The sequence below is a fragment of the Cupriavidus sp. CP313 genome (assembly GCF_054072015.1).
Window position 1 is genome coordinate 118,913 of record NZ_JBSVZB010000009.1, and the last position, 22,734, is coordinate 141,646.

The 22,734-nt window shown below is 62.6% G+C and carries 19 protein-coding genes; 8 read left to right on the top strand and 11 right to left on the bottom strand.

Annotated features, from left to right (window positions below):
* Positions 1-77: 77 nt before the first annotated feature.
* Positions 78-1,046, top strand: a complete 969-nt coding sequence (locus ACW4E8_RS15020; protein ID WP_456805208.1) for a Bug family tripartite tricarboxylate transporter substrate binding protein — start codon at positions 78-80, stop codon at positions 1,044-1,046.
* Between the two features lie 35 nt (positions 1,047-1,081).
* Complete coding sequence (locus ACW4E8_RS15025; protein WP_456805209.1) at positions 1,082-1,588, top strand: 2,4'-dihydroxyacetophenone dioxygenase family protein; 507 nt, start codon at positions 1,082-1,084, stop codon at positions 1,586-1,588.
* A gap of 67 nt (positions 1,589-1,655) precedes the next feature.
* Here ACW4E8_RS15025 and ACW4E8_RS15030 read toward each other — a convergent pair whose 3' ends face one another.
* Positions 1,656-2,705: an RNA-guided endonuclease InsQ/TnpB family protein gene (locus ACW4E8_RS15030; RefSeq protein WP_456805210.1), complete on the bottom strand. Its 1,050-nt coding sequence runs from the start codon at positions 2,703-2,705 to the stop codon at positions 1,656-1,658.
* An 89-nt stretch (positions 2,706-2,794) separates the two neighbouring features.
* Here ACW4E8_RS15030 and ACW4E8_RS15035 point away from each other — a divergent pair, with 89 nt between their 5' ends.
* Entirely contained in the window at positions 2,795-3,766 is a 972-nt protein-coding gene (locus ACW4E8_RS15035; RefSeq protein ID WP_456805211.1) for a Bug family tripartite tricarboxylate transporter substrate binding protein, read from the top strand.
* A gap of 6 nt (positions 3,767-3,772) precedes the next feature.
* Positions 3,773-4,450: a Crp/Fnr family transcriptional regulator gene (locus ACW4E8_RS15040; protein ID WP_456805212.1), complete on the top strand. Its 678-nt coding sequence runs from the start codon at positions 3,773-3,775 to the stop codon at positions 4,448-4,450.
* An 8-nt stretch (positions 4,451-4,458) separates the two neighbouring features.
* On the opposite strand, the gene ACW4E8_RS15045 is transcribed toward ACW4E8_RS15040, so the two are convergent.
* Together ACW4E8_RS15045 and ACW4E8_RS15050 are read right to left on the bottom strand one after the other, a co-directional pair.
* Positions 4,459-4,968: a 2,4'-dihydroxyacetophenone dioxygenase family protein gene (locus ACW4E8_RS15045; protein WP_456805213.1), complete on the bottom strand. Its 510-nt coding sequence runs from the start codon at positions 4,966-4,968 to the stop codon at positions 4,459-4,461.
* A gap of 39 nt (positions 4,969-5,007) precedes the next feature.
* A complete protein-coding gene (locus ACW4E8_RS15050) occupies positions 5,008-5,514 on the bottom strand; it encodes an ester cyclase (RefSeq protein WP_456805214.1) in 507 nt (168 codons plus the stop codon).
* Positions 5,515-6,088: 574 nt separating this feature from the next.
* Between ACW4E8_RS15050 and ACW4E8_RS15055 the strand changes: the two genes are divergently transcribed.
* Positions 6,089-7,384 (top strand): MFS transporter, encoded by a 1,296-nt coding sequence (locus ACW4E8_RS15055; protein WP_456805215.1) that lies wholly within the window; start codon positions 6,089-6,091, stop codon positions 7,382-7,384.
* A 41-nt stretch (positions 7,385-7,425) separates the two neighbouring features.
* On the opposite strand, the gene ACW4E8_RS15060 is transcribed toward ACW4E8_RS15055, so the two are convergent.
* The 7 genes from ACW4E8_RS15060 to ACW4E8_RS15090 form a co-directional block, all read right to left on the bottom strand.
* Positions 7,426-8,646, bottom strand: a complete 1,221-nt coding sequence (locus tag ACW4E8_RS15060) for a cyanophycinase (RefSeq protein WP_456805216.1) — start codon at positions 8,644-8,646, stop codon at positions 7,426-7,428.
* 425 nt (positions 8,647-9,071) lie between these two features.
* Positions 9,072-10,295: a polyhydroxyalkanoate depolymerase gene (locus tag ACW4E8_RS15065; protein ID WP_456805296.1), complete on the bottom strand. Its 1,224-nt coding sequence runs from the start codon at positions 10,293-10,295 to the stop codon at positions 9,072-9,074.
* A gap of 674 nt (positions 10,296-10,969) precedes the next feature.
* Complete coding sequence (locus ACW4E8_RS15070; protein WP_456805217.1) at positions 10,970-12,292, bottom strand: CitMHS family transporter; 1,323 nt, start codon at positions 12,290-12,292, stop codon at positions 10,970-10,972.
* A gap of 187 nt (positions 12,293-12,479) precedes the next feature.
* Positions 12,480-13,520: an isocitrate/isopropylmalate dehydrogenase family protein gene (locus tag ACW4E8_RS15075; protein WP_456805218.1), complete on the bottom strand. Its 1,041-nt coding sequence runs from the start codon at positions 13,518-13,520 to the stop codon at positions 12,480-12,482.
* 326 nt (positions 13,521-13,846) lie between these two features.
* Positions 13,847-15,379 carry a CYTH and CHAD domain-containing protein gene (locus ACW4E8_RS15080; RefSeq protein ID WP_456805219.1) on the bottom strand — a complete coding sequence of 511 codons (1,533 nt, stop codon included), beginning with the start codon at positions 15,377-15,379 and terminating at the stop codon, positions 13,847-13,849.
* Positions 15,380-15,610, bottom strand: a complete 231-nt coding sequence (locus ACW4E8_RS15085; protein WP_456805220.1) for a hypothetical protein — start codon at positions 15,608-15,610, stop codon at positions 15,380-15,382. It abuts the gene before it with no gap.
* Between the two features lie 84 nt (positions 15,611-15,694).
* A complete protein-coding gene (locus ACW4E8_RS15090) occupies positions 15,695-16,024 on the bottom strand; it encodes a hypothetical protein (protein ID WP_456805221.1) in 330 nt (109 codons plus the stop codon).
* Between the two features lie 153 nt (positions 16,025-16,177).
* Between ACW4E8_RS15090 and ppk1 the strand changes: the two genes are divergently transcribed.
* Entirely contained in the window at positions 16,178-18,313 is a 2,136-nt protein-coding gene (ppk1, locus tag ACW4E8_RS15095; RefSeq protein WP_456805222.1) for a polyphosphate kinase 1, read from the top strand.
* A 293-nt stretch (positions 18,314-18,606) separates the two neighbouring features.
* Positions 18,607-19,653, top strand: a complete 1,047-nt coding sequence (gene pstS, locus ACW4E8_RS15100) for a phosphate ABC transporter substrate-binding protein PstS (protein ID WP_456805223.1) — start codon at positions 18,607-18,609, stop codon at positions 19,651-19,653.
* A gap of 56 nt (positions 19,654-19,709) precedes the next feature.
* Here pstS and ACW4E8_RS15105 read toward each other — a convergent pair whose 3' ends face one another.
* Positions 19,710-20,744 carry an endonuclease/exonuclease/phosphatase family protein gene (locus ACW4E8_RS15105; RefSeq protein ID WP_456805224.1) on the bottom strand — a complete coding sequence of 345 codons (1,035 nt, stop codon included), beginning with the start codon at positions 20,742-20,744 and terminating at the stop codon, positions 19,710-19,712.
* Between the two features lie 645 nt (positions 20,745-21,389).
* On the opposite strand from ACW4E8_RS15105, the gene ACW4E8_RS15110 reads away from it, so the two are divergent.
* Positions 21,390-22,649 carry a hypothetical protein gene (locus ACW4E8_RS15110; protein WP_456805225.1) on the top strand — a complete coding sequence of 420 codons (1,260 nt, stop codon included), beginning with the start codon at positions 21,390-21,392 and terminating at the stop codon, positions 22,647-22,649.
* Positions 22,650-22,734 lie beyond the last annotated feature (85 nt).

The window sequence follows — 22,734 nt, forward strand, 5'->3', positions numbered from 1 at the left end:
GTTCCAGAAAATGCCTCACCCGACGGCAAGCGAACACGAAGCGCTGAACGCGTGAAATACAGAAGTTGGAGACAAAGATGAAGAAGTCCGCCGCCCTCGGTTTCCTTGCTGCAGTCGCCTTGTCCTTTGGGGCGCAGGCGCAGGGTGAAGCCAGTTACCCGAACAAGCCGATCCGCCTGATTGTCCCGACCGCACCGGGCGGTGGCGGCGATGTGTTCGCCAGAATCCTCGCGGACCAGCTCGGCCGACGCCTGAAGCAGCCGCTGGTCGTCGAGAACAATGCCGGCGCGGCCGGCACCATCGCGATCGGGCAACTCGCGCGGGCCACGCCGGATGGCTACACCATCGGCCTTGGCACGATGACGACCACCACGCTGGCCCCGGCGGTCTACCAGGCGCTGCCCTACGATCCCGTCAAGGACCTGACCACCATCGCCCGGGTGGGAACGTCACCGATCATCCTGGTCGCCACCAGGGACTTCCCCGCCAACAACCTGAAGGAACTTGTCGCCGTGGCGAAGAAGAGCGCGTCGCCGCTGCAGTTCGGCACCTGGGGGCTGGGCTCCACCGGCCACTTCTGCGCCGAGGTGCTGGCGCAGAAAACCGGAATCAAGCTGGACCACATTCCGTTCAAGGGCTCATCGCCCGTGGTGACTGCCATGCTGGGCGGGGTGGTGAAGCTGGGCTGGCTGGATATCGGCAGCGGCACCGCGGCCGTCAAGACCGGCAAGATCAAGGCGCTGGCCATGTGCACGCGCCGCACGGCAAATTTCCCCAATGTTCCCACTTACAAGGAGCAGGGAGTCGATTTCGACCAATGGACGGGTTGGGCCATGTTCGCGCCCGCGGGCCTGCCAAAGCCGATCACGGAAAAGCTTGCCGCGGCCGTGCAGGACACGCTCAAGGACCCGGCGGTGACGAGCAAGATGGCCGACCTCGGCATCACGCCTGATTACGTCGCCGGCAGCGAACAGGCCGCAATCAATGCGCGCGACATCGAAGTGTGGAAGCGCGTCGCGCGCGAAGCCAATATCAAGCTGGACTAAAACATTCCCCATATCCATCGATCTTGGAGTCAGCAATGCCATTGCCGAAGGTTGTCACGCACCAGGACCGGCTGTTGTCGGTCAACATCAACGAATCGCACGAGTTTCCCGGATCCGAGCCGGGCTCGACCATCATTCCGCTGTTCCTCGATCGCGAAAACGGCGTCTGGGTCCTCTACGGCAAGTTCGAACCGGGCACCACGCTCCCGCCCCACTTTCATACCGGTACCGTGCACTTCTTCACGACGAAGGGGCAGTGGAACTACATCGAGTATCCCGAGGATCCGCAAACCGCGGGCAGCTACCTGTATGAACCTGGCGGGTCGGTGCATACCTTCTCCGTGCCGGCGGATGCAAAGGAGCCGGCCGAAGGCTTCATGGTCGTCTACGGCGCCAACGTGATCTTCTCGGAAGGCGAATTCCAGAGTGTCCGCGATGCCGGCGCGATCGAAGAGGGCATCCTCGCGGCTGCGCGCAAGGCCGGGATTCCCGTGCCGCGCTACATCCGTCCCAAAGGGGGCGCGGAGTTTTCCGCGGGCTGAGGCATCCGCGGAGCTGGCAGGTCAGAACAAGTACTCAGGAGACAACTGTCTTGACATCCTCCCCTCCCTAAAGGGAGGAGATTCCCTCTGCAGGCGATCGATGTCCCGATCGGGCAAGGATATTTAGCGCAGCGTTCACATCGCGATCATGTACAGCACCGCATCCACTGCATACCCACTGCCTTATTCCAAGGTCTGCGATACCTTTCGGCCTCTCCGGCGGCATCGCGTCGCACGAAGAGCAAACCTGGGTGGTGAAACGTTCGTCGACTTCCTCGTACCACGCGCCATGCGCAATCGCCTTGTACGCGAGCATTGTGCGGAAGGACGACCAGCCCGCATCGAGGACGGACTTCGCCATGCTGGTCCTGGCGAGGCCGGCGGCGTTCACATTGCCCACCGCGATGTAGTCGAAGTCCCGCACGATGCGATGCGAGAGCTTGTGCAGGAAGTCACGCCTTGCGTTGGTGATGCGGGCGTGAAGGTTCGTTGCCTGTCGCCGCTTGCGCGCTCGCTGCACCTTGGCCAGCGCTTGCTCGAGTTGGCCAAGGTGACGTGGATTCGCGACCTTCTCGCCCGTGGACAGCGTGGCAAGGTCCTTCAAGCCAAGATCGATGCCGACACCGCGTGCCGGGGAGCGGGCCTGGGTGTCGGCAACTTCAATCACGATGTTCAGGAACCAGTTGCCTCGCGCATCGCGGGAGAAATTTGTGCCGTCCTTGATCTTGCCCTCGGGAAGGGGCCTGGAGCTGAACACGCGAAACGTGTTGCCGGCAAAGCGGAATGCGTCGCCCAAGCGCTTCAGGTCCCGCCCCTTGAGCGGCACCCAGCCGAGCGACTTGCGGCCGCGATAGCGCAGGTACGGCCGGCGGTGCTGGCTACGCGACTTGGCGTACTGCTCGCAAACCGCATTGACGGTGCCGGAATGGATGCGCAGTTCCTTGCTGCTGCCGGTGGTCAACACGTTCAGGTCGAAACCCGTGGGCCATTTCTTACCCCACTTGAGTGCGTGCTTCTGCGTGTCGTTGCAGAAGTTCCAGACGTAGTTCACCGCGCGGCTCTGCTGATTGAGCAGGCCGTTCAGCGACTTCACCCGGTAGCGATAGACGAGAAGCATGCCGGGCATTCTAAATTGGAAGTGCTTGCTGCCGGCGGCACTCCTTTCACTCCCCGCCCTGAAGGGCGGGGTTTCTCGGAGCAAGTCTGATGAAGCATTCCCTCTGCAGCGGCCTCGCCGCGATCTGCATGTCGATTGCCACCGTCGCCTTTGCCCAGCCCGCCGGCGACTATCCCAGCCGCCCGGTCAAGCTGATCGTGCCCTCTGCCCCCGGCGGTGGCGCGGACGCCTTTGGCCGGTTGCTGGGCGATCAACTGAGCAAACGCCTGAAGCAGCCGTTTGTCGTGGAGAACATCGCCGGCGCGGCCGGAACGATTGCCATCGGACAACTGGCGCACGCCAGGCCCGATGGCTACACGATCGCCCTGGGCACGATGACCACGACCACGCTGGCGCCGGCGGTCTACCACCAGTTGCCTTACGATCCGGTCAAGGGCCTGACCACGCTGGCACGGGTCGGCACCTCGCCGATCATCCTGGTCGCCACTGCCGACCTGCCGGCCAACAACCTGAAGGAGTTCATCGAACTCGCCAGGCGCAGCCCGAAGCCGGTCCAGTTCGGCACCTGGGGGCAGGGCTCGACGGGCCATTTCTGTGCCGAAGTACTGGCGCAGAAGACGGGCATCAAGCTTGACCATATTCCGTGCAAGGGTGGAGCTGCGGTCATGACGGCCATGATGGGGGATGTGATCAAGGTTGGCTGGCTCGATATCGGGTCCGGCACGGCCGCGGTGAAAACAGGCAAGATCAAGCCGCTGGCGATGTGCACCCGGCGCACTTCCAACTTCCCGAACGTTGCCACGTACAAGGAGCAGGGCGTCGACTTCGACCAATGGACGGGCTGGGCGATGTTTGCGCCGGCGGGCGTGCCCAGGCCGATCGCCGACAAGATCGAGGCGGCGCTGAAGGACACGCTGCAGGATCCCGCTGTCATGGCGAAGATGAACGACTGGGGCATCACGCCCGACTACCTCCGCGGCGCAGAGCAGGCTGCCGTCAACGTGCGGGAGATCGAGGTGTGGAAGCGTGTGGCCCGGGAAGCCAACATCACGCTGGACTGACCGCCCATGCCCGGCCTCGCGGATGCTGGCCGCCATGCTGGCCCGGAACTGCTGTCCCCCGAGCTGGAGGCGGCGTTGCGCGCTCATGTCATGCGCCGGCAACTGGCCAGGAACGAAGTGCTGTTCACCTATGGCTCGTCGCCGGAGGCGCTGTTCTGCGTGGAGCGCGGACGCATGCGTTTCAGCGTCACGGCGGCCAACGGCCGCGAGGCCGTGCTCAGCGTGCTGGAGCCCGGGCAATGGTTCGGCGAGGTTTCGCTGTTCATGGAGGCGCCGCGCGTCTACGACGCGCGCGCGGTGGTCGATTGCGAGGTGCTGATGGTGCCCGCGCAGGCGTTCCACGCCATTGTCGACCATGACCCGGCGTTCCTCATGGAATTCACTCGACTGATCTGCCGGCGCTATCGCTGGGCCCTGGAGTGGATCGACGAGACCATCCTGCAACCGCTGCCGGTACGGCTGGCGCGCCGGCTGCTGGCGGCGCAGCACGCGCACGCGTTGTCGGCGCCGGCCGGCGGGGATGCCGCGCTGCAGTTGTCCCAGGAGGACCTTGGGCACATGCTGGGCGTCTCACGTCAGAGCATCAACCGGCAGCTCAAGGAGTGGGAAGGCCAGCGGATCCTGCGGCTCCACTACGGGCACGTCACCCTGCTGGACCAGGACGCCTTGCGGCGCCTGGCCTGACGCGCTGGCTACCTGGCGCTGGCAAACTCCGCGCCGCCTTTCGGGCGGATGTACTTCGGCATTGGCATGGCGCCCAGCTTCACGGCGGCCAGCAGTGCTTCCTCGATTGCGCCGGCGTCCATGATGCTGTGGTACTCGCCATCGACGAAGTTGATGTTGGCGCCATGGACCACCATCAGGCCCTCGGCCGGTTCGCTGGCATCGGCCGGCACCATGAAGGTGTGGATGGACCCGCCGGGTTCGAACAGGTAGCTGCCCGCCGTTTGCGGATCGTCCGGGTACTCGGCGTAGTGCCACATGCCGCGCGTGGTGTAGAAATGCACCGTGCCCGTATGGAAATGCGGTGGCAAGACCGTACCTGGTTCGAATCGCCCGTAGAGCACCCAGACCCCGTTCTCGCGGTCCAGGAACAGCGGGGTGATGGTGGTTCCCGGCACTTCCGTCGGCAGGCGCGGGACTTCGTTGGTATTGATCGTCAGCAGGCGCTCCTGATGCGTCGTGGCTTGCGGCAAGGACATGTCGATGTCTCCGTAGGAATGGTGATCGGTGCCGGCGATCTACGCCGCGGCGGCCTGGTCTGTCGTCGTGTCCCGCAACAGGCCGGCAAGGGCCTGCGCCTTCTGTTCGGTGGGCAGGCCGGCCAGTAGCTGCTGCATCATGGTCAGGCTGTCGTAGTAGATCCGTTCGCAGGCCAGCGTCTCTCCGTCGAACAGGAAGAGGGCGATCATGCGGCAGCGGAACGGCCTCCCCGTCGGTGGCAGGCCGTTCAGGTTGCCGCGATGCGTGCCGAGCAGCCAGAACTCGACGATCACGGCGTCGTCGGTGTGCCGGAGCTGGATGATCTCGCTGCGCTGGTCCGGGAACGCTACGCGACTTTGCGTGTAGTACTTCCGGACATCATCGTTGCCATCGAACACTGCGCCGCTCGCGATGAGCTCGTAGTGCGGATGCGGAAACGTTGACAGGACCGCATCGAAGTCCTGCCGGATTTCGTCGGCAAAGTGATCGCGAACCACGCGTTCGCGAAGCGTGCGCAGGTCTGCGCAAGTGGTTGTTGTCGTCATCGAAGTCTCCGTTGCGCTTTTGTGAGGGACGCTGCCGGGCCGTTTCGGATGGCAGCGTTCCGGGAGCGATTATCGGGACGGGAAGCGAAGAAGACTGTCGCGGATTGGCATTTCGATACCGGGGTATTCCCGGCTTTGGTTGGGGTGTTGCCAGGCGTTCAGCCGTGACACGGCGCTGGCCGGGAGAGCGTCTGGTAGTGGCCGCCTTCGGCCGGGCAAGGGCATGCCTGCCGACCCCGACCGGATGTCAAGAGCTACGAGCGAGACAGCGTATGCGTCCGCAAGGCTTTCGCTTCGACGAGGCAGGTCTGGGACTATCAGATCTCATTTTTTCGCCTACGCTAACAGTATCGTCGGCTTACTGGCGGCTGCTTGGGCGGTTCTCGAGAAGCCGGCTGCCGCGCACCCACGGAACCGCACGCGGGCAAGGACTCCACGCCATATCCGGTAGTTGTCGTCCGGGCTTATGGCGAGTTCCCCGCCTGCACCCTGTCCGTAGATGTGGCTGTGCAAGCAGTTCTGGCCGGCAATCCGGAGCAGATCGAAGTTCCACTGTTGCTGTTGGGTTGCGAAAATGCTGGCCGCTTCTGGTCATACTGGTTCCGAGGGCAGCGACCGAACCCTGCTGTATTTCGGTTGCCTGACCCTGTTTATCGCTCTGGCAACGCCAGCCGGTTCCCTGGTTGATATACAGACGTCGTACCTACTCAAGAACCAGTTGCATGCGACGGCGACGGAGATCTCGACATTCCGGCTGGTGACGGGCATACCAGTGTACGTTGCGTTCGCTTTTGGCCTCGCGCGCGACCAATGGAACCCGCTGGGATTGCGGGATCGCGGCTTCTTCCTGATTTTCGCCCCGGCGACCGCGGTGGCATTCATCTGGATGGCGTTTTCAGGTTTCTCATACGCGGGACTGGTCATCGGGATGCTGCTGGCAATGCTGTCGTCCCGATTTATCGCCGCAGCCTATCAGGGGTTGATCGCTCTGGTGGGCCAGGAGAAGCTCATGTCCGGGCGCCTGAGCGCTCTGTTGAACGTGGTCGGCTCCGTCCCGGTGGTTGCGGGAGCGTTCGCCTCCGGGTACATCTCCGATCATCTTGCCGCAAAAGAAGCCTTCCTCCTGGTTGCGATCTTTGCCTTATTGATTGCCGTGTTCGGGCTCTGGAAGCCCGTTTCCGTCTTCGGCCATATCTACGAGAAGCCGCAAGCCAGGGGCGCAGATCTCGTTGGGAATGTCAGGCGGCTGGTGAAACATAAGGCTGTCTATCCAGCGGTTCTCATCTGCTTTCTGTGGAACTTTGCGCCAGGAGCGGCCACGCCGCTGCAGTTCTATCTGACCAATGAGCTGCATGCATCGGATTCCGTTTACTCGTACTACAACGGGATCTTTGCCGCCGCGTTCATTCCGACATTTTTGCTGTATGGCTTTCTGTGCAAGAAGGTAGCGCTGAACAAGCTGCTGTGGTGGGGAACGATCGTCGCAGTGCCGCAGATGATTCCGCTGGCATTCATTCACTCAGCCAATCTCGCCCTTGTATTGGCGGCACCGATAGGGCTGATGGGCGGTGTAGCCACGGCAGCCTACTTCGATCTCGCGATGCGGTCCTGTCCGCCGGGCCTGCAAGGAACCTTGATGATGCTGGTGGATGGCGTTCTCGCGCTCTCGGCGCGTGCCGGCGATCTCCTGGGCTCATGGATCTATAACAGCAGCCCAACGCACGGTTTCACATACTGTGTGATCGCGACTACCGTGGTGTACGCATTGATCCTGCTTTTGATCCCGCTGACGCCGAAAGCATTGATTGCTACCAGGGATGGCGAACCAAGCCCGGAGGTCCAAGCCGAGGTGCTGAACGAGGTCCGCTAATCTGAGCCTGCATAGACTCCCGTGGAGGAGGGGGGCAGACCCTAGTAATGGATGGTGGCCGGGCTCTGGATGCCGGCGTTCTCGTCAACGACATACGCTTCGATTCCTGCGCTGCCGCCATTCCACCAGTTTGTCATATCAAAGACAGTCTCGTCGTCCAGCCGCTGGACATGGACGCCGTAGATGGTTAGCGGCTTGCCGCGCGCGCAGACCGCGGGCGAAGTCAGTGGCCTCAGGAAGTGAACAGTGCTGGGCGATGTCGTGGATATGTTGGTGACGCGCTGTGCCATGAAGCGGCCTGAGATATTCTGAATCTGCAACGCTGTCTCGACGTCAAGGCCAATCCCTCGGGCGGCCGACGGGTTCGTCAGGACGCCGCCCTCGCAGCCCGAACCGGACCATGGCGCAATGCTTCTTGACAGGAACGTGACCAGCCTGCCCATGCGATCGCGCGTGTCGAAGTGAGGATCGACGAACGTATTGTCCAATGCCGTAGCGTTCAGGAATTCAGGGCCGGAAAACCCTTTCGGGTCAAATGTCATGTACTTGTTGTATGGATCGCTCAGCGCCTGCGTCGATGTGACCGTCCCTTCGATGGCGGAGAAAACGAACTGCCCCAGGACGTTGGCCCCGGCGCTGGTGCCGCCAACAGGAACGTTCCGCTGCATGAGCGCGGCGATGGTGGCGTTGAGCTTCGTACCTTTCCAGAACTTGATGTAGTTGCTCTGATCGCCGCCCGCAATCCACAACGCGTTCGCGCTGCCGACAACGGCGTTTACAAATGGGTCATTCGCCGCAGCTGTGTCGGTAATGACCAGCGTTTCCGCCGCAGTCAAGCCGAGGTACGCGCCACCGACATACCCGTCCACCGCGGGGATATCGGTCGCGTTCTTCCTGTTGCTGTAGTAGAAGTAAGGGTCGTAAGCGTCGGTACCGGTCGCGCGAATGACGACCATGCGACCGCCCGTTGCTTTCGTAATGCCCGCCTGCTGAATCATCCAGCGATACGCGCTATCGACATCGGGCCCGCCACCCATGATGACCACTGGCTGTACCGCCTGTGGCTGAGGTCTGGGGAGGGGCTGCACCGGCACTGGATTGCCAGTCATGAAGTACTGTGTACCAGTTACGAAGTAGCTGTAGGTAGTCTTGTCACCTGCAAACGCGGGGGGCATCAGCACCCCAAATACCACGCTGATACAGGCGACGGCGTAGTACGCCACCACCCTGCAATGCTGTGTGAGCTTCGAAATGGATTCCATGGCGTGACACCCCCTGCCGCTATCTTCTTTGTACAACTCGGTGATGACAGAAAAGCAACGCGCCAAATCCCTGGAAGGGCTGGCAGATGTCACGTCACCAGGCAAGAGCTTCCGGCCGTCATTCCGAGCACGGGTGCGGGACGTGCAGGCGTTCCGTTATAGATGCTGGCGCACAAAAACTCCAGCCTGCCCTGGCCCCGACAGGAGATGCAGTGAGGCAGAAACGACCACCAGCAACAAAGCCGCTATCGCGGCCAGCTTCCAAAGGTCACTACTGGCAGCGCTCTCGCATGCCGGATCGCCATGAGAGCAAGGGTGCCACGGCAATCGGAAAGGTCTGTTCGCTGGCATACGTAGGCGTTGCACTGCTTGCCAGTCCCCGCTTGGAAGCTTGCGCAACCGGCCTCGCCAACGCGACGCAGCGCTCAGTCGGCGCACCGCTGAATGAACTGCGTCATGGCAGGCAGGATGGATTCCCGGAAACGCTGGCCGGCGAAGGTGCCGTAGTGACCCACGCCATCGACGACCAGGTGTTCTTTCCGGTCGGCGGCAAGACCTGCGCAGAGCGCGTGAGCCGCTTCGGTCTGGCCGCGGCCGGTGATGTCATCCTCGCTGCCTTCGATGGTCAGCAATGAAACGTTCGTAATGGCCTCGGGGTAGACACGGCGCTGGCCGACTTCCATGCAGCCGCGGCACAGGTGGTGCTCCAGGAAAACCTTCTGGATGGTTTCCAGGTAGTACTCGGCCGGCACGTCGAGCACGGCGTTGTACTCGTCATAGAACTTGCGGTGCCTGGCTGCCTCGCTCTGCCTGCCATCGACCAGGTGGCGGTAATAGTCGAGGTGCGCACCGGCGTGCTGTGCGACGTTCATCGATACGAAGCCCGCAAGCTGGAGGAAGCCCGGATAAACCCGGCGCCCGTTTCCCGGATAGCCGGCGGGCACCCGTTCGATGACGTTCGCCTCGAACCACGGCAGCGAATATTGCTGCGCGAACTGGTCGACCGCCGTCGGGCTGACGCGGGTGTCGATCGGCGCGGCGATCAGGGTCATGGAGCGGGGCTGCACCTGCTCGTTGTCTTCGGCCATCTGGGCGACCGCGCAAAGCACCGGGACCCCAGGCTGGCAAACCGCCACGATATGCGTGCCAGTACCGAGGTATCGCAAGAATTTCTTCAGGTAATCGACATAGCCGCCAAGATCGAAGTGCCCGGTGTCAAGCGGGACCAGGCGCGCATCGGCCCAGTCGGTGATGTAGACATCATGCCCGGGCAGCAATGCCTCGACCGTTGGGCGCAGCAGGGTGGCATAGTGGCCCGAGAGCGGCGCCACTAGCAACACTCGTGGGCCAGGATTGGGCATGTCCTTCCTGAAATGCAGCAGCCGGCAGAAGGGCTCCTCGATGAGCGTTGTCTCGGTGACGGCCACAGGCTGCCCGCGTACGAAGACCTCGTCGATCTCAAAGCGAGGTTTCCCGTAGGCCTTGGTCAGCCGGGTGAACAACTCAAGCGCGGCGTCGGCCTCGCGGAGCCCCGGAAGCCAGGCGACCGACTCGCCCCAGAAATTGACTGCACGATTGCCTGCCTCGATCATCGCCCCGAGCGGACCAAGGGACTGCAGCGTGAGTTCCCGCAGAGCATAGAGCGCCATGGCGATTCCCGCCTTTTTAATAGGGTTGGTGTGTTGTTCTGGCGCCGGGGCCGGCAAACCGGGCGCTGCGCAATGCGGGCTTCAGCGCAGATGGCGCGCCGGACAGCCGCATGGCCGGCTTCGTGCAAGGTGGCTGGGCGGGCGACAGGCTTCTGCCGCGGGTACGCCAGTGGGAAGGTGGCGCTGGTGCACTGAGAAGTGCTGCGCGCGGCTCAGGTGCCGTCGATGTCGAATGGACTGGCTGCGGGAAGCACCGGTCTTGCCGTGGCGGCCGTTGCGGCCGGACAGATGCGCGCGGCCCAGGTCGCACGCGAATCGGCTGGAATGCTGCATGATGCCCCCCACCACTCAAAGCCACCAACATTGCAGCGCAATGCCAGCGGAACAACGTGCAATCAAGTTACGCCATTTACATTCAGTAACATAGTCGATCTAACCCTATTGCAACGCTTTGCATACGCCCTTCGCAACGAAGGAGGGCAAGCTAGTTAATTCGGTGCGAATGTGGGGTCATGTGCTGGCGACATGTGATCTTCTATCTCCAGCATGGCGAACGCAGCCGGGCCGTCTGCTGTTCTATTTGTAAATCTTTGCAAGTGGCGTTCGGGCGAAACCTTCGGCAGGCTGATGTGAGCGACGCCGCCGTTGACCCGCCCGGTCCCGGTTCCTCTCTGTCACGCTGCCCGGCCAATGACCGGAATCACGCCGAAGGCAACGGTAGCCAGCATCATGACCACTGCCGCCGACAGCGCCCAGAGCAGCGTATAACGCTGGTGATCGCCAAATTCGACCTCGGCCAGGCCGACCAGCAGGTAGGTCGACGCGACCAGGGGGCTCAGCAGATGAACCTGCTGCCCGATCAGCGAGGCGCGTCCGATCTCCGCCGCCCCGATGCCATAGACGGCGGCAGCCTTGGCCAGGATCGGCAGGATGCCGAAGTAGAACGCGTCGTTCGAGATAAAGAACGTGAACGGAATGCTCAGCACCCCGGTCACCAGGGCCATGTAGGGACCCATCCAGTCCGGCACGGCGCTGATGACGCTGTTGGCGATGGCGTCGACCATCTTGGTGCCCGACAGGATCCCGACGAAGATGCCGGCGGCGAAAATCAGCGACACGACCGGCACGACGTTGGCGGCATGCGCGCCGATGCGCTCCTTCTGTTCGTGCAGGCTCGGGTAGTTGACCATCAGCGCGATGGCGGATGCGATGATGAACAGCGCAGGCAGCGGCAAGGTGCCGAGAATCAGCAGCACCATCAGGCCGATGGTCAGCAGGAAGTTGAACCACAGCAGCTTCGGCCTGGCGATCTGCGGATCGCCGGCGGCAACCTCCGGCATGGCATGGCCGTCATCACCGGCCCCGGTGCGCATCAGTGCGATGCTGCCAAGCCGGTTGCGTTCGCGGCGGCCGAGCAGGAATGCCACGAACAGGCCCCACATGCCGGTGACAATCATCGGCAGGATCATCGGCACGAACAGCGACCCCACGTCCACGCCCAGCGCGCTGGCGGCACGCGCGGTCGGGCCGCCCCAGGGCAGGATGTTCATCAGCCCGCCCGCCATCATGATCACGCAGGCCAGCACCAGCCGGCTGATGCCCAGACGCTTGTAGAGCGGGAGCATCGCGGCGCAGGTGATCATGTAAGTGGTCGAGCCGTCGCCGTCGAGCGACACCAGCGCGGCCAGCACGAAGGTGCCCATGATGATCTTGACCGGATCGCCACCCACCATCTTCAGGATCGCGCGCACCACCGGATCGAACAGCCCGGCATCGATCATCAGGCCGAAATACAGGATGGCGAACATCAGCATCACGCCGGTCGGCGCCAGCTTCTTGACGCCATCCAGCATCATCGGGCCGAGTTCCGGGCCGAAACCGCCGATTGCGCCGAACGCAATGGGAACGAGGATCAGCGCCACCATGGCGGAGAGCCGCTTGGTCATGATCAGTGCCATGAACACGATCACCATCGAGTAGGCGAGCAGGGTCAACATCTTTCTCTGTATCTCTTTGCCGCCCTGCAGCGTGGGGCGCTTGCGGGCGGGTGTGCGTGCGTCCGTCTGGCGCACGAGGTCAAGGGCGAGGCCGATCCCGCCGGCACGCCAGGGCGTGCCGGGTATGGAATGACCGCGGAGGGTGGCAGTCTTGTGCGCTGGCCCAGGCGGGCCGCGCGGGCGTGGCTCAGCCGGCGGAAACGATGCGTTTCACTACCGCGTCTGCAAACTGCAGCGTGGTGGCCGTGCCGTGGAGGTCGCCGGTCTTCACCTGGTCCTGGCTGAGTGTCAGCTCGATGGCTGTGCGCAGGCGCGTGGCCAGGTCCTGGCGGCCCACGTGGTCGAGCATCAGGCCGGCGGCCAGCATCAGCGAGATCGGGTTGGCAATGCCTTTGCCGGCGATGTCGGGCGCCGAGCCGTGCACGGCCTCGAAGATCGCTGCCTGGTCGCCGATGTTGGCGCCCGGCGCCATGCCAAGCCCGCCTACCAGGCCGGCGATCTGGTCCGACAGGATGTCGCCGAACAGGTTGGTACAGAGCAGCATGTCGAACCGCCACGGGTTGAGCACGAGCTGCATGGCGCAGGCGTCGACAATGATGTCGTCCATGTCCACGCGGCCGGCATAGTCCTGGGCGACTTCACGCGCCGCTTCCAGGAAGATGCCGGTGAGCGCCTTCAGGATATTGGCCTTGTGCACCACGGTAATCTTCTTGCGGCCGTTCCTGACGGCGTACTCGAAGGCAAAGCGGGCAATGCGCCGGCAGGCGTCGCGCGTGTTGGTGCCGGTGGACACCGCTACCGCATGCGGGTCGTCGCCAACCGCAATGTAGTAGTCATGGGCCACATAGAAGCCGCCGACGTTTTCGCGCACCAGCACCAGGTCGATATTCTCGAAGCGGCCCGGCACCAGCGTGCGCGCCGGGCGCACATTGGCATAGAGGTTGAACGCCTCGCGCAGGCGCACATTGACCGAGCGGAAGCCACCGCCCACCGGCGTGGTCAGCGGCCCCTTCAGGGCCAGGCCGGTGCGGCGGATGCTGTCCAGCGTGTCTTCCGGCATGGGATCGCCGCTGTATTCGACGCCGGCCATCCCCGCCCGCCGGAGATCCCAGGCAAACGGGGCGCCAAGCGCATCCAGCACCCTGACGGTGGCGTCCACCACTTCGGGACCGATCCCATCGCCGGGGATCAGCGTGGCCGGGATCTGTTCGCGTGCACCGTTTTCCATTTGCGTTCCTGTCGTGAATTGAGCGTTTCGCTGGCCGGCCAAGGCGCCGGGCCAGGGAGGCTGTGTTTCTCGTCCCTGGGGGGCGCTGGTGGCGGATTCCGGCGTTTGCCCCCGGTCCGGCTAACCAGGGGCCCGATTCTAGGCGGGGAAGGCTGTCAGAAAACTGTCAATGTGCCGGCTATGTCATTGGGGTTTACGCGGGGGCGACGAACTCTGCTGACGGAGAGCGACCGACGAATCGGGGCCGGCGACAGTGAAATCGTCGCCGGTGCAGTGCGCAAGGATTGGCTGCGACGATGAACGTGCGCTGATGCCCGGAAGCCGCGCTAAGCGGGCAGGCTTGCCGCCTTGAATTGTTTCCAGAGGCGGCGCAGCGGCGCCTTGTCAACGCTGACACACCTTGCGATATAGCCGCGCGCATAGCCACAGCCAATCGCAAGTTGCTGCCGCTCTGTCCCCAGGCGCAGCAACAGTCCCTCTGCAACCGCCATATCATTGCGCCATCCCAGGTCATCCTGCAGGCGCGACAGTTGCCGGCGATAGCGGCGCACCTTATTCGCGGCAAACAAGGATTCAAAGAACTCGGTCGCGTAGCGCAGCTTCTTTGCGGCGATACGCGCACGATGGCGCCGCTGCTCATCAATCTTTGCCATGCCCCGCCCCCGCATGAGCAGCCTGCGTTGCCGCTTGCGCAACGTGGTCTGCGCGAAGTCCCTGGCGGGTCCGGTGAGTGCCGCGCGCTGCGCCTCGTCAAGGCCATGGCGCCAGTCCGCGATGCCCAGCCAATGACTCAGTGTCAGGACCAGCCGGGTGTAACGATCGGAATTCACGGCCTGGGCCGCGCGTTGCCGGGCATCGGCTGCGACTGCCTTGGCCGCGGCAAGCACCGCGCCCGCGCCCACGTCCTCCGGCGCCCCCTTGAACGCGTCACGCAAGGTGGTGTTGGCGAGCACTTCCCAGTCACGTGCGGGGCCCAGTTCATCGGCAATCCATTTGAGTTCCGATTGCAGTGCCGGCGGGCAGGCAATCAGCGGCTCAAAGATATCAAGCGCGGAGCGCAGGCGACGCAGGCCCACACGCATCTGGTGCACGCTTTCCGGATTGGAGCCGTTAACCACGCCGCGTTCGTTCCCCGAGATTTGCGCCAGGCAGTTCTGGGCAATGCACTGAAACACCAATTCAGCCGACCCGGCATCGGCCAGTTTGAGGGGCTCCGCCCGTACCGCTTCATTGGCCTCGTCAGCGACCAGCGCATAACCACGGTCGCCTTTGCTGGCGCGGCTCAGGCGCATTGGCACTGCGTCGAGCAGCTGCAAGGCAAACGCTGACAGATGGGCCGGTTCCCCGGCCTGGATTTCCATCTCAAGCTCGCGGATCGGCTCCGTAGCATCGTTCGCACGGACAACGCCGCGATCGACAGCGAGTTCGACCTCGTCCCCCTGTGGCAAGCGCAACAGCAGGACCGTGCGCTGGACATCCGTGATGAAGATCGGCTTCAGGCGTGCTGCCAGGTCGTCTTCACGGAGCAGCGTCCCCAACGCAGTGCCCTCGGGCAGCTTGTCTCGCAGTGCACCAAGATCTGGCGTATTTCCGGGAACCGCCGACTCAAACTCTTCCCGCTCGTAAAGCGCCCCATGCTGCGTGCCCCAGGTCTTCAACGTCTGCACGCAATGTTCACCCGCTTGCCGCACGCGCAGCGATGCGTGCGTACGCCGAAAAGCAAGATCCGACGTATCGAAATACGTGCTCACGAGCCTGTCTTCGTGCGGCGGCTCCACACAGCAGGACGATACCAGGGGCAAGCCGATCAGCCCTTCGGCCTGGTCCTGCAGCAGCTCGAGCTTGAGTTCGCGTTCCATTTATCCGGGCTTTGCCGTGCCCTCGAATTTTGCGAATACGCTGGCCTGGACTGCGTTCATCACTGCAAGGATCTCGTCACTGGCAGGGCCGCTGGTCGTTACGCCTGTGGCGTTCTTCGGCTTCGAGCCGGGCGGGTCGAAGACAAAGAGCGTATCGAAATTTCCGACCGACGCCTTCTTCAGGCGCCGGTTAAGTGCTTTCAGGTATCGCTTCTTGTCGGTCTTTGACATAGGTTCCAAGGTTATCTGCGGTGGTAATAACAACCAGAATCATTGAACTACCTGCTTAATGAATTCACTTCACTAAGCAGCCTGCTAGTGCGACTGGCTTGCATTCGACTCCCCGCCGGCGAAGGGGATTTCGTGCTCCCGCAACTTCTGCAGCGATCGGGTCAGCCTGGCGCCGTACTTGCGGTCGGCGGCCAGCAGCAGTGCCTCTATGCCGTCCTCCAGCCCCGCAAGCTCGCGGTCACCTGGCAGCCTGGTCGCTTTCATCTCTTGCAATTCGTTGGCAATGCGCTTCCCCAGCTTGCGCACAAACTCCGGGTCAAGGTGACCTTGCGCTGCAGCACCTCCAATATGCTCGATCAAGCGCTTCAGACCTTCCGGGGTGGTCTCGGTCGCAGATGGTATTTCGTGTGTCATTGGCAGCTCCAGTGGGCGCGTCAGATCATTCTAGGCATCGGATGCTCGTAAGATGGTACGTATTTCGCGGGCGCAGTGCGATCAAATTCGCCTCGGTATGCGTGATACGCCAGCTAGAATCTGGAAGGATTCCCCCGCACAGGCACTCAAGTCATGAAACCCGAATCCGATCCCATGCAGAATGCGTCGCCGATTGACGCGGAGGAGGGGCGCCTCGGCACCCCGGTCGACCCGGATGGCCTGCTGAATGGCAATGAGCTCTATATCAACCGCGAACTCAGCCAGCTGGAGTTCTTCGGCCGCGTCCTGCAGCAGGCCGCCGATCCTGCGGTGCCACTGCTGGAGCGCCTGCGTTCCCTGTGTACCTTCAGCAGCAATCTGGATGAATTCTATGAGATCCGCGTGGCAGGCCTGAAGGAGCAGTGCTTGCTTCAGTCTCCGGTGGTCGGCCCGGACGGGCTGACGCCGCAGGCGGTCTATGCCAGGGTCAACCAACGGGTCCGGGAGCTGGTCGATCAGCAGTACCGCCTGTTCAATGACATGCTGATTCCGGCCATGGCCGAGCAGCAGATCCGCTTCTTGCGGCGGCCCTCGTGGAACCCTGCGCAGGCGGATTGGATCCGGGAGTTCTTCTTCGCCGAACTGATGCCAGTCCTGACACCGATCGGGCTGGACCCGGCGCATCCGTTTCCACGGGTTCTTAACAAGAGCCTGAACTTCGCCGTTGAACTCGCGGGCAAGGATGCGTTCGGGCGCAACTCCGGCTATGCAATCGTGCAGGCGCCACGAGCGCTGCCGCGGGTTATCGCCTTGCCACCGGATATCGCCGGATGCGAGCATGGCTTAGTTTTCCTTTCTTCCATCCTGCATGCCCACGTCGGCGAGCTGTTCAGTGGCATGACGGTGCGCGGCTGCTACCAGTTCCGCGTGACCCGCAACAGCGAGCTGTTCGTGGACGAGGAAGAGGTCAAGAACCTGCGCGAGGCGCTGCAAGGCGAATTGCCGCACCGTCATTATGGTGATGCGGTCCGGCTGGAGGTGGCTGATAACTGCACGCCGGCAATGACGGCGTTCCTGCAGCACCAGTTCGGCCTGGCGGCAAGCGAGGTGTTCTCCGTCAACGGACCGGTCAACCTGGTTCGCCTGATGCAGGTGCCAGATCAGGTGGACCGGCCGGAGTTGAAGTACCTGCCTTTCCGCGCCGGCCTGCCGAAGGTGCTGCACGAGCATTCCGATATCTTCCGCGCCATTCGCGAGGGCGACATCCTGCTGCATCACCCGTTCCAGTCGTTCACACCGGTGGTGGACTTTGTCGTGCAGGCGGCACAGGACCCCGATGTGGTGGCAATCAGCCAGACTGTGTATCGGGCCGGGCACGACTCGGTCCTGCTCTCGGCACTCATCGAGGCTGCGCGCGACGGCAAGGAAGTCACCGTCGTGGTGGAACTGCTGGCCCGCTTCGATGAAGAGGCCAATATCGGTTGGGCTACGCAACTGGAGGAAGTCGGCGCGCATGTCATCTATGGGGTGGTCGGCTTCAAGGCACACGCCAAGATGGTCATGGTATTGCGACGCGAGGACGGGAAGCTCCGGCGCTATGTGCATCTCGGAACCGGGAACTATCACCACCAGACCACGCGCACCTATACGGATTTTGGATTGCTCACATGCAATGAGTCGCTGACGCAGGATGTGGCGCAAGTGTTCAGCCAACTGACGGGCCGTGGCCAGACCCATTGCATGACCTATATCTGGCAATCGCCCTTTACCATGAAGAAGGCGTTGCTTGACGCGATCCGGTGCGAAGCCGGGCACGCCAAGGCCGGCCGCAAGGGATGGATCATTGCCAAGATGAATGCATTGCTGGAGCCTGACCTGATTCAGGCGCTGTACGATGCCTCACGTGACGGTGTCCGTATCGATCTGATCATCCGAGGCGCCTGTGCGCTGCGCCCCGGCGTTGCCGGCTTGTCGGAGAACATTGAGGTGAAATCGGTCATGGGCCGGTTTCTCGAACACTCGCGCATCTTTTATTTTCACGATGGCGGGGCGGAAAGGGTCATGCTATCCAGCGGTGAATGGATGGAACGAAGCCTGTCCCGGCGGATCGAGATCTGCTTTCCCATCCTTGATGCCAGGTTGAAGGAACGCGTCATCGCGGAAGGGCTGAAACCGTACCTGGCAGACCGGTGTGACGCCTGGCAGATGGCGCCGGACGGAAAATACGAGCGTCAGGCCTCGCGTGACGGCGAGGCTGCGCAGCGTATCTTGCTGTCGGCTTTGACGTGAGCCAATGTGGTTTGCACGCAGTGCAGGTTTCACATTGGTCGTTCGGTGTAGCGCGATCACCGGATGACAGAAACATGACAGTCATAATCGAGCGGCAGCAGAAGCCATAGCGGCCTGAAGCCGGCTGTAGTGATCCTTCTTATCGCCAGAGACAACGAGGCCGTCCGTAGCAGGGCGGTTTTTTTGCCGGTGGCAAGACGTCATTCGTTTTGTCCTGCCTCAAAGGGCAGCGATCTGCTAGCCTGAATTGCGCAGGCTTGGAAACGTGGTCGTCAGAAAAGGGAAGAAGAATCATGAAGCCAATGCACGATTGCCGGTTGCGTTTTCTCCATGCCTTGGGACGGCAAGCGACGATCCTGCTGCTGTCGCTTGGCGCGGTCGCGCTGGCTCGGGCCGGGGATGTCACGGGGGCGGGTTCAACCTTTGTCTATCCGCTGATGTCCAAATGGGCGGCGACCTACTATGCCCGTACCGGCCAGCAGGTCAACTATCACCCCACCGGATCGGGGAACGGCATTCGCCAGATCCGGTCTGCCAGCGTGACCTTCGGCGCTACCGACATGCCACTCAAGCCCGAAGAGCTGCGGGCGGCGGGCCTGGTGCAATTTCCTATCGTGGTCGGGGGCGTTGTGCCGGTGCTGAACCTGGACGGCGTTGGAGCGGGCCAGTTGCGCATGACCGGCACGCTGCTGACCGACATTTACCAGGGGAAGATCGTCAACTGGAATGACCCGGCCATTGCGGCGGAAAATCCGGGCATGGTATTTCCCGACCAGAAGATCGTGGTGGTCCATCGGAGCGACAGTTCAGGAACCACGTTCAACTGGACGGACTACCTTACAAAGGTCAGCCCGCAATGGGGTGCAAGCGTGGGCGCCGGCACGACTGTGAAATGGCCCGTTGGTGTCGGCGCGAATGGAAACGAGGGGGTTGCCACTTATATCCGTAATGTGAAGGGATCCATTGGCTACGTTGAGTTGACCTACGCTTTGCAGCGCAAGCTGTCCTATGCCGCGGTCAGGAATCGCGACGGGGTCTTTGTGCAGCCGTCACGCGAAACCTTCAGCGCCGCGGTCACCTCGGCAGAATGGAATCCGAAGGCCGACTTCTACCAGGTAGTGACGAATGCCTCCGGGCCGCAGGCCTGGCCGATTACCGGTGTCGTGTTTGTGCTGATTTCCAGGACGCGTGGCAATGCTGCCGAGACCAAAGACGCGCTCGCATTCTTCCGTTGGGCGCTCTCCGAGGGACAGGCCGACGCCGCGGCCGAGCATTATGTCGCGCTCCCCGATAGCCTCGTCAGGAACGTTGAATCGTATTGGAAGGAGGCCTTTCAATAGCGGGGTGCCGGGCAAGCGGCTGGCGCGGCGCCGCGCCAGCGTGGTCGTGCCTTTGCTCAACCGAGATCGTCCTGGATCGGCCGGTGTTTGAACACCGCGCGGATGATGCCGTGGTCGTTGGTGCCCAGGCCCTTGTGATCGCTGAAGTTCAGGTGATCGTTGTTGACGATGAGCCCGTCGAACAGCCAGCGGCGCCGCTTGCTGTTGTCGTACAGCTGCTCGCTGACCAGGATGTGATCAAGCGATTCGCGAAAATCCTGGAAGACATGGGTGTAGTAGACATCGCGCGTGTCCCGGTATTCCTGCAATGTCTGCGCTGTATAGAGGGCGATATCGCCACCACCGACCGAGTCACCCACCAGATAGGCAGGCTGCTCGGTCAGGATATTGGCGGTATTGCTTAATTGCCCGTCGTTGATATCGCCCATCACCACCACTGCGGTGTTGTTGCCCTTCATGCTGTCGGTCAGCATGAAGCGCAGCGCGGCCGCTTCGGCGGTACGCCGGATCGTCGACAACGCAGCGCCGACGGCTTTGGCATGCTTCGCGTAGATTTCCTTTTCATACCAGGCCTCGCCATCGATCCGGGTCGGCTGCTTCGACTTGAAATGGCACACGTACATGTGCATGGCAGGCTCATCCTCGCGCGGCCGGATGGTGAAATGCAGCACCGGCCGGGAAAAGCCGCGAATATTGACGCTGATCTGCGGTGTCTGCGGATCGCCTCCCTTCGATTTCAGCACGAATTTCTCGGGAAAATCGGCGATCCACTCGGCCTCGCCCGCCAGCAACCCGCGGCGGACGATGGCGGCGCACACAATGCCCTTGCCATTGGCCTTGTCCGGCACCAGCACGTCATAGGCATCGGCCAGGCCGGCGGCCTCGACTGCCGCGAGCAGCGCGTCGCCATGCCACAGCTCCTGGAACCCGACCACGTCGGCGTCGATCAGCTTCAGCTGGCTCGCCGTCCAGGCGACCTTGCGCTCGTATTCCTGCTCGCTCCAGCCGTTGCGGTCGGTATAGAGAGGCAGGCCCGGTACATTCAGGTTGTACAGGTTGAACGTCGCGATACTTAGTGTCTTCAGGTTCATGGCGGACTCCGTTGGGGCATGCGCGAATCGCCCCCGGAGTTCAGCAAGACTGACGCTCGGTGTCTATCTCGTTTCGATGACAATCGCCGGGCCATGCGAGGATACCGCGGGTCGACATCTCACAGGCCGATCGTGCCGAGTGCACATTCTGGCAATGGCCTGCCTTCACCATTAATTTGATGTCGCCCATGACGTTTCATTTGCTATACATACTTTTTCCGGTCGCTCTGGCGGCCGGTCTAATACTCCCTCGCCAAGCTGTTCAGCTCGCGCCGGCATCCCACTCCGGTGGGGATTGACCGCATTTTCCGGGGCCCCGGATACCAGTGTCCGTGGTGCTTGCCGGAGCCTCCGGAAACTACTTTCCATGGCCGGCAATGCCTTGTCCTGCAAGGCTTCACGGGAATTCCGCCGCCCCGCGGCGACGGTACCCGCGACCAGTGCCGTGCGCTCCGACATTATCCTGCGCGCCGGTGGCGCGGCGTATTTTCATCTGCGCCGCGGGACGCCATTCCGTATAACCGTAGCTCGTCCATAGAGCCGATTTTCCATTCCGATTCCGCCAGCTAGATTGACCTCATCGTTGGCGCGGCCAAAGCCATCGAATTTTGCGTGCTCAAAAGGCCAAGGAAAGGGGGTCCATCCATGAAACGCATCTACATGAAGCTGGCGGCCTTGCCGCTCGCCTGTCTTGTCATCACGGTCGCAGGTTGCGGTGGAGGCGGGGGCGACTCGACGTCTACCACTGCCGCCACCACAGCACCAGGCACCGGAACGTCAACGTCAACGCCAACGTCACCCTCGTCACCCACTTCACCCACGTCGCCAACAACGCAGACCGCGGCCAGCAGCAGCGCCATGCTGTCGGGTACTACCGATCCCGGGCCCGAGATCGGTAAGGACGGGGACTTCTACCTGAATACCGTGACCTGGATGCTGTTCGGGCCCAAGGCAAACGGCGTGTGGCCGGCAGGGATTTCGATAGCGGGTACCGGCAATACCGGGACGGCCGGGAACACCATCCTGTCCGGCTCGGTCGATCCGACCGACAGCGTCGGCAACAATGGCGACTACTACATCAATACCACCACCTCGACCGTGTTCGGGCCCAAGGCAAACGGCACGTGGCCGCCGGGCGTCCAGATGGGTGGCGGCACCGGGTCGGGCACCGGCGGCGGCGTCGTACTGACGGGCGCGGGGGCGCCAGCCAACAGTGTCGGCAACAATGGCGACTACTACCTCGACACCAACACCTGGACGCTGTATGGGCCCAAGGCCAATGACGTGTGGCCGGCAGGGGTCACGCTGGTCACCCAGCCGGGCGGCAGCGGCGGCACCGGCGGCACCGGCGGCGGCACTGCAGGCAATGGCGGTCACATCCTGTACGGCAGCGGTGCGCCGACCGACGACATCGGCGTCGATGGCGACTTCTATTTCGACACCACGACCTTGACGCTGTACGGTCCCAAGGCGGGCGGCAAGTGGCCGACCTCGGGCGTGACCGCAGGGACAGGCACCGTCTACAACGGCAACTTCAACGTGCCAGACACGCTCAGCCGCGGCAGCTATGCCATGACTGGCGCCGGCGGGGCGGTGCCGTTGCCGACGGACTTCGGTGTCGTGATCCCCTACGATTGCACCCGTGTCACGCTCACTGCCACCACACTCGGCAAGGTGCAGGGAACGCTGGACATCTCGGTGCACAAGGTGACAGGGTCCGGCGCTTCAGCGACCATCACGCCCCTCAATGATCTGAGCTGCAAAGTCACCAACGGCCTGCAGAACTGCAGTGAGGAGGTGCCGGCCGGTATCGTCAACCACAACGACAAGCTGCAGGTACAGGTCGACAACAACCAGGCCACCGCTTGGGGAGGCCTCGCCGTCAACCTCGCCTGCGTCAAATAAGTTGGTTGGATGGGGGCGCGCGTCTGTCTCGGGGGAGGGCAGACCGGCGCCTGAGCGGAGGCAGGGCAAATTGTCCTGCCTCCTT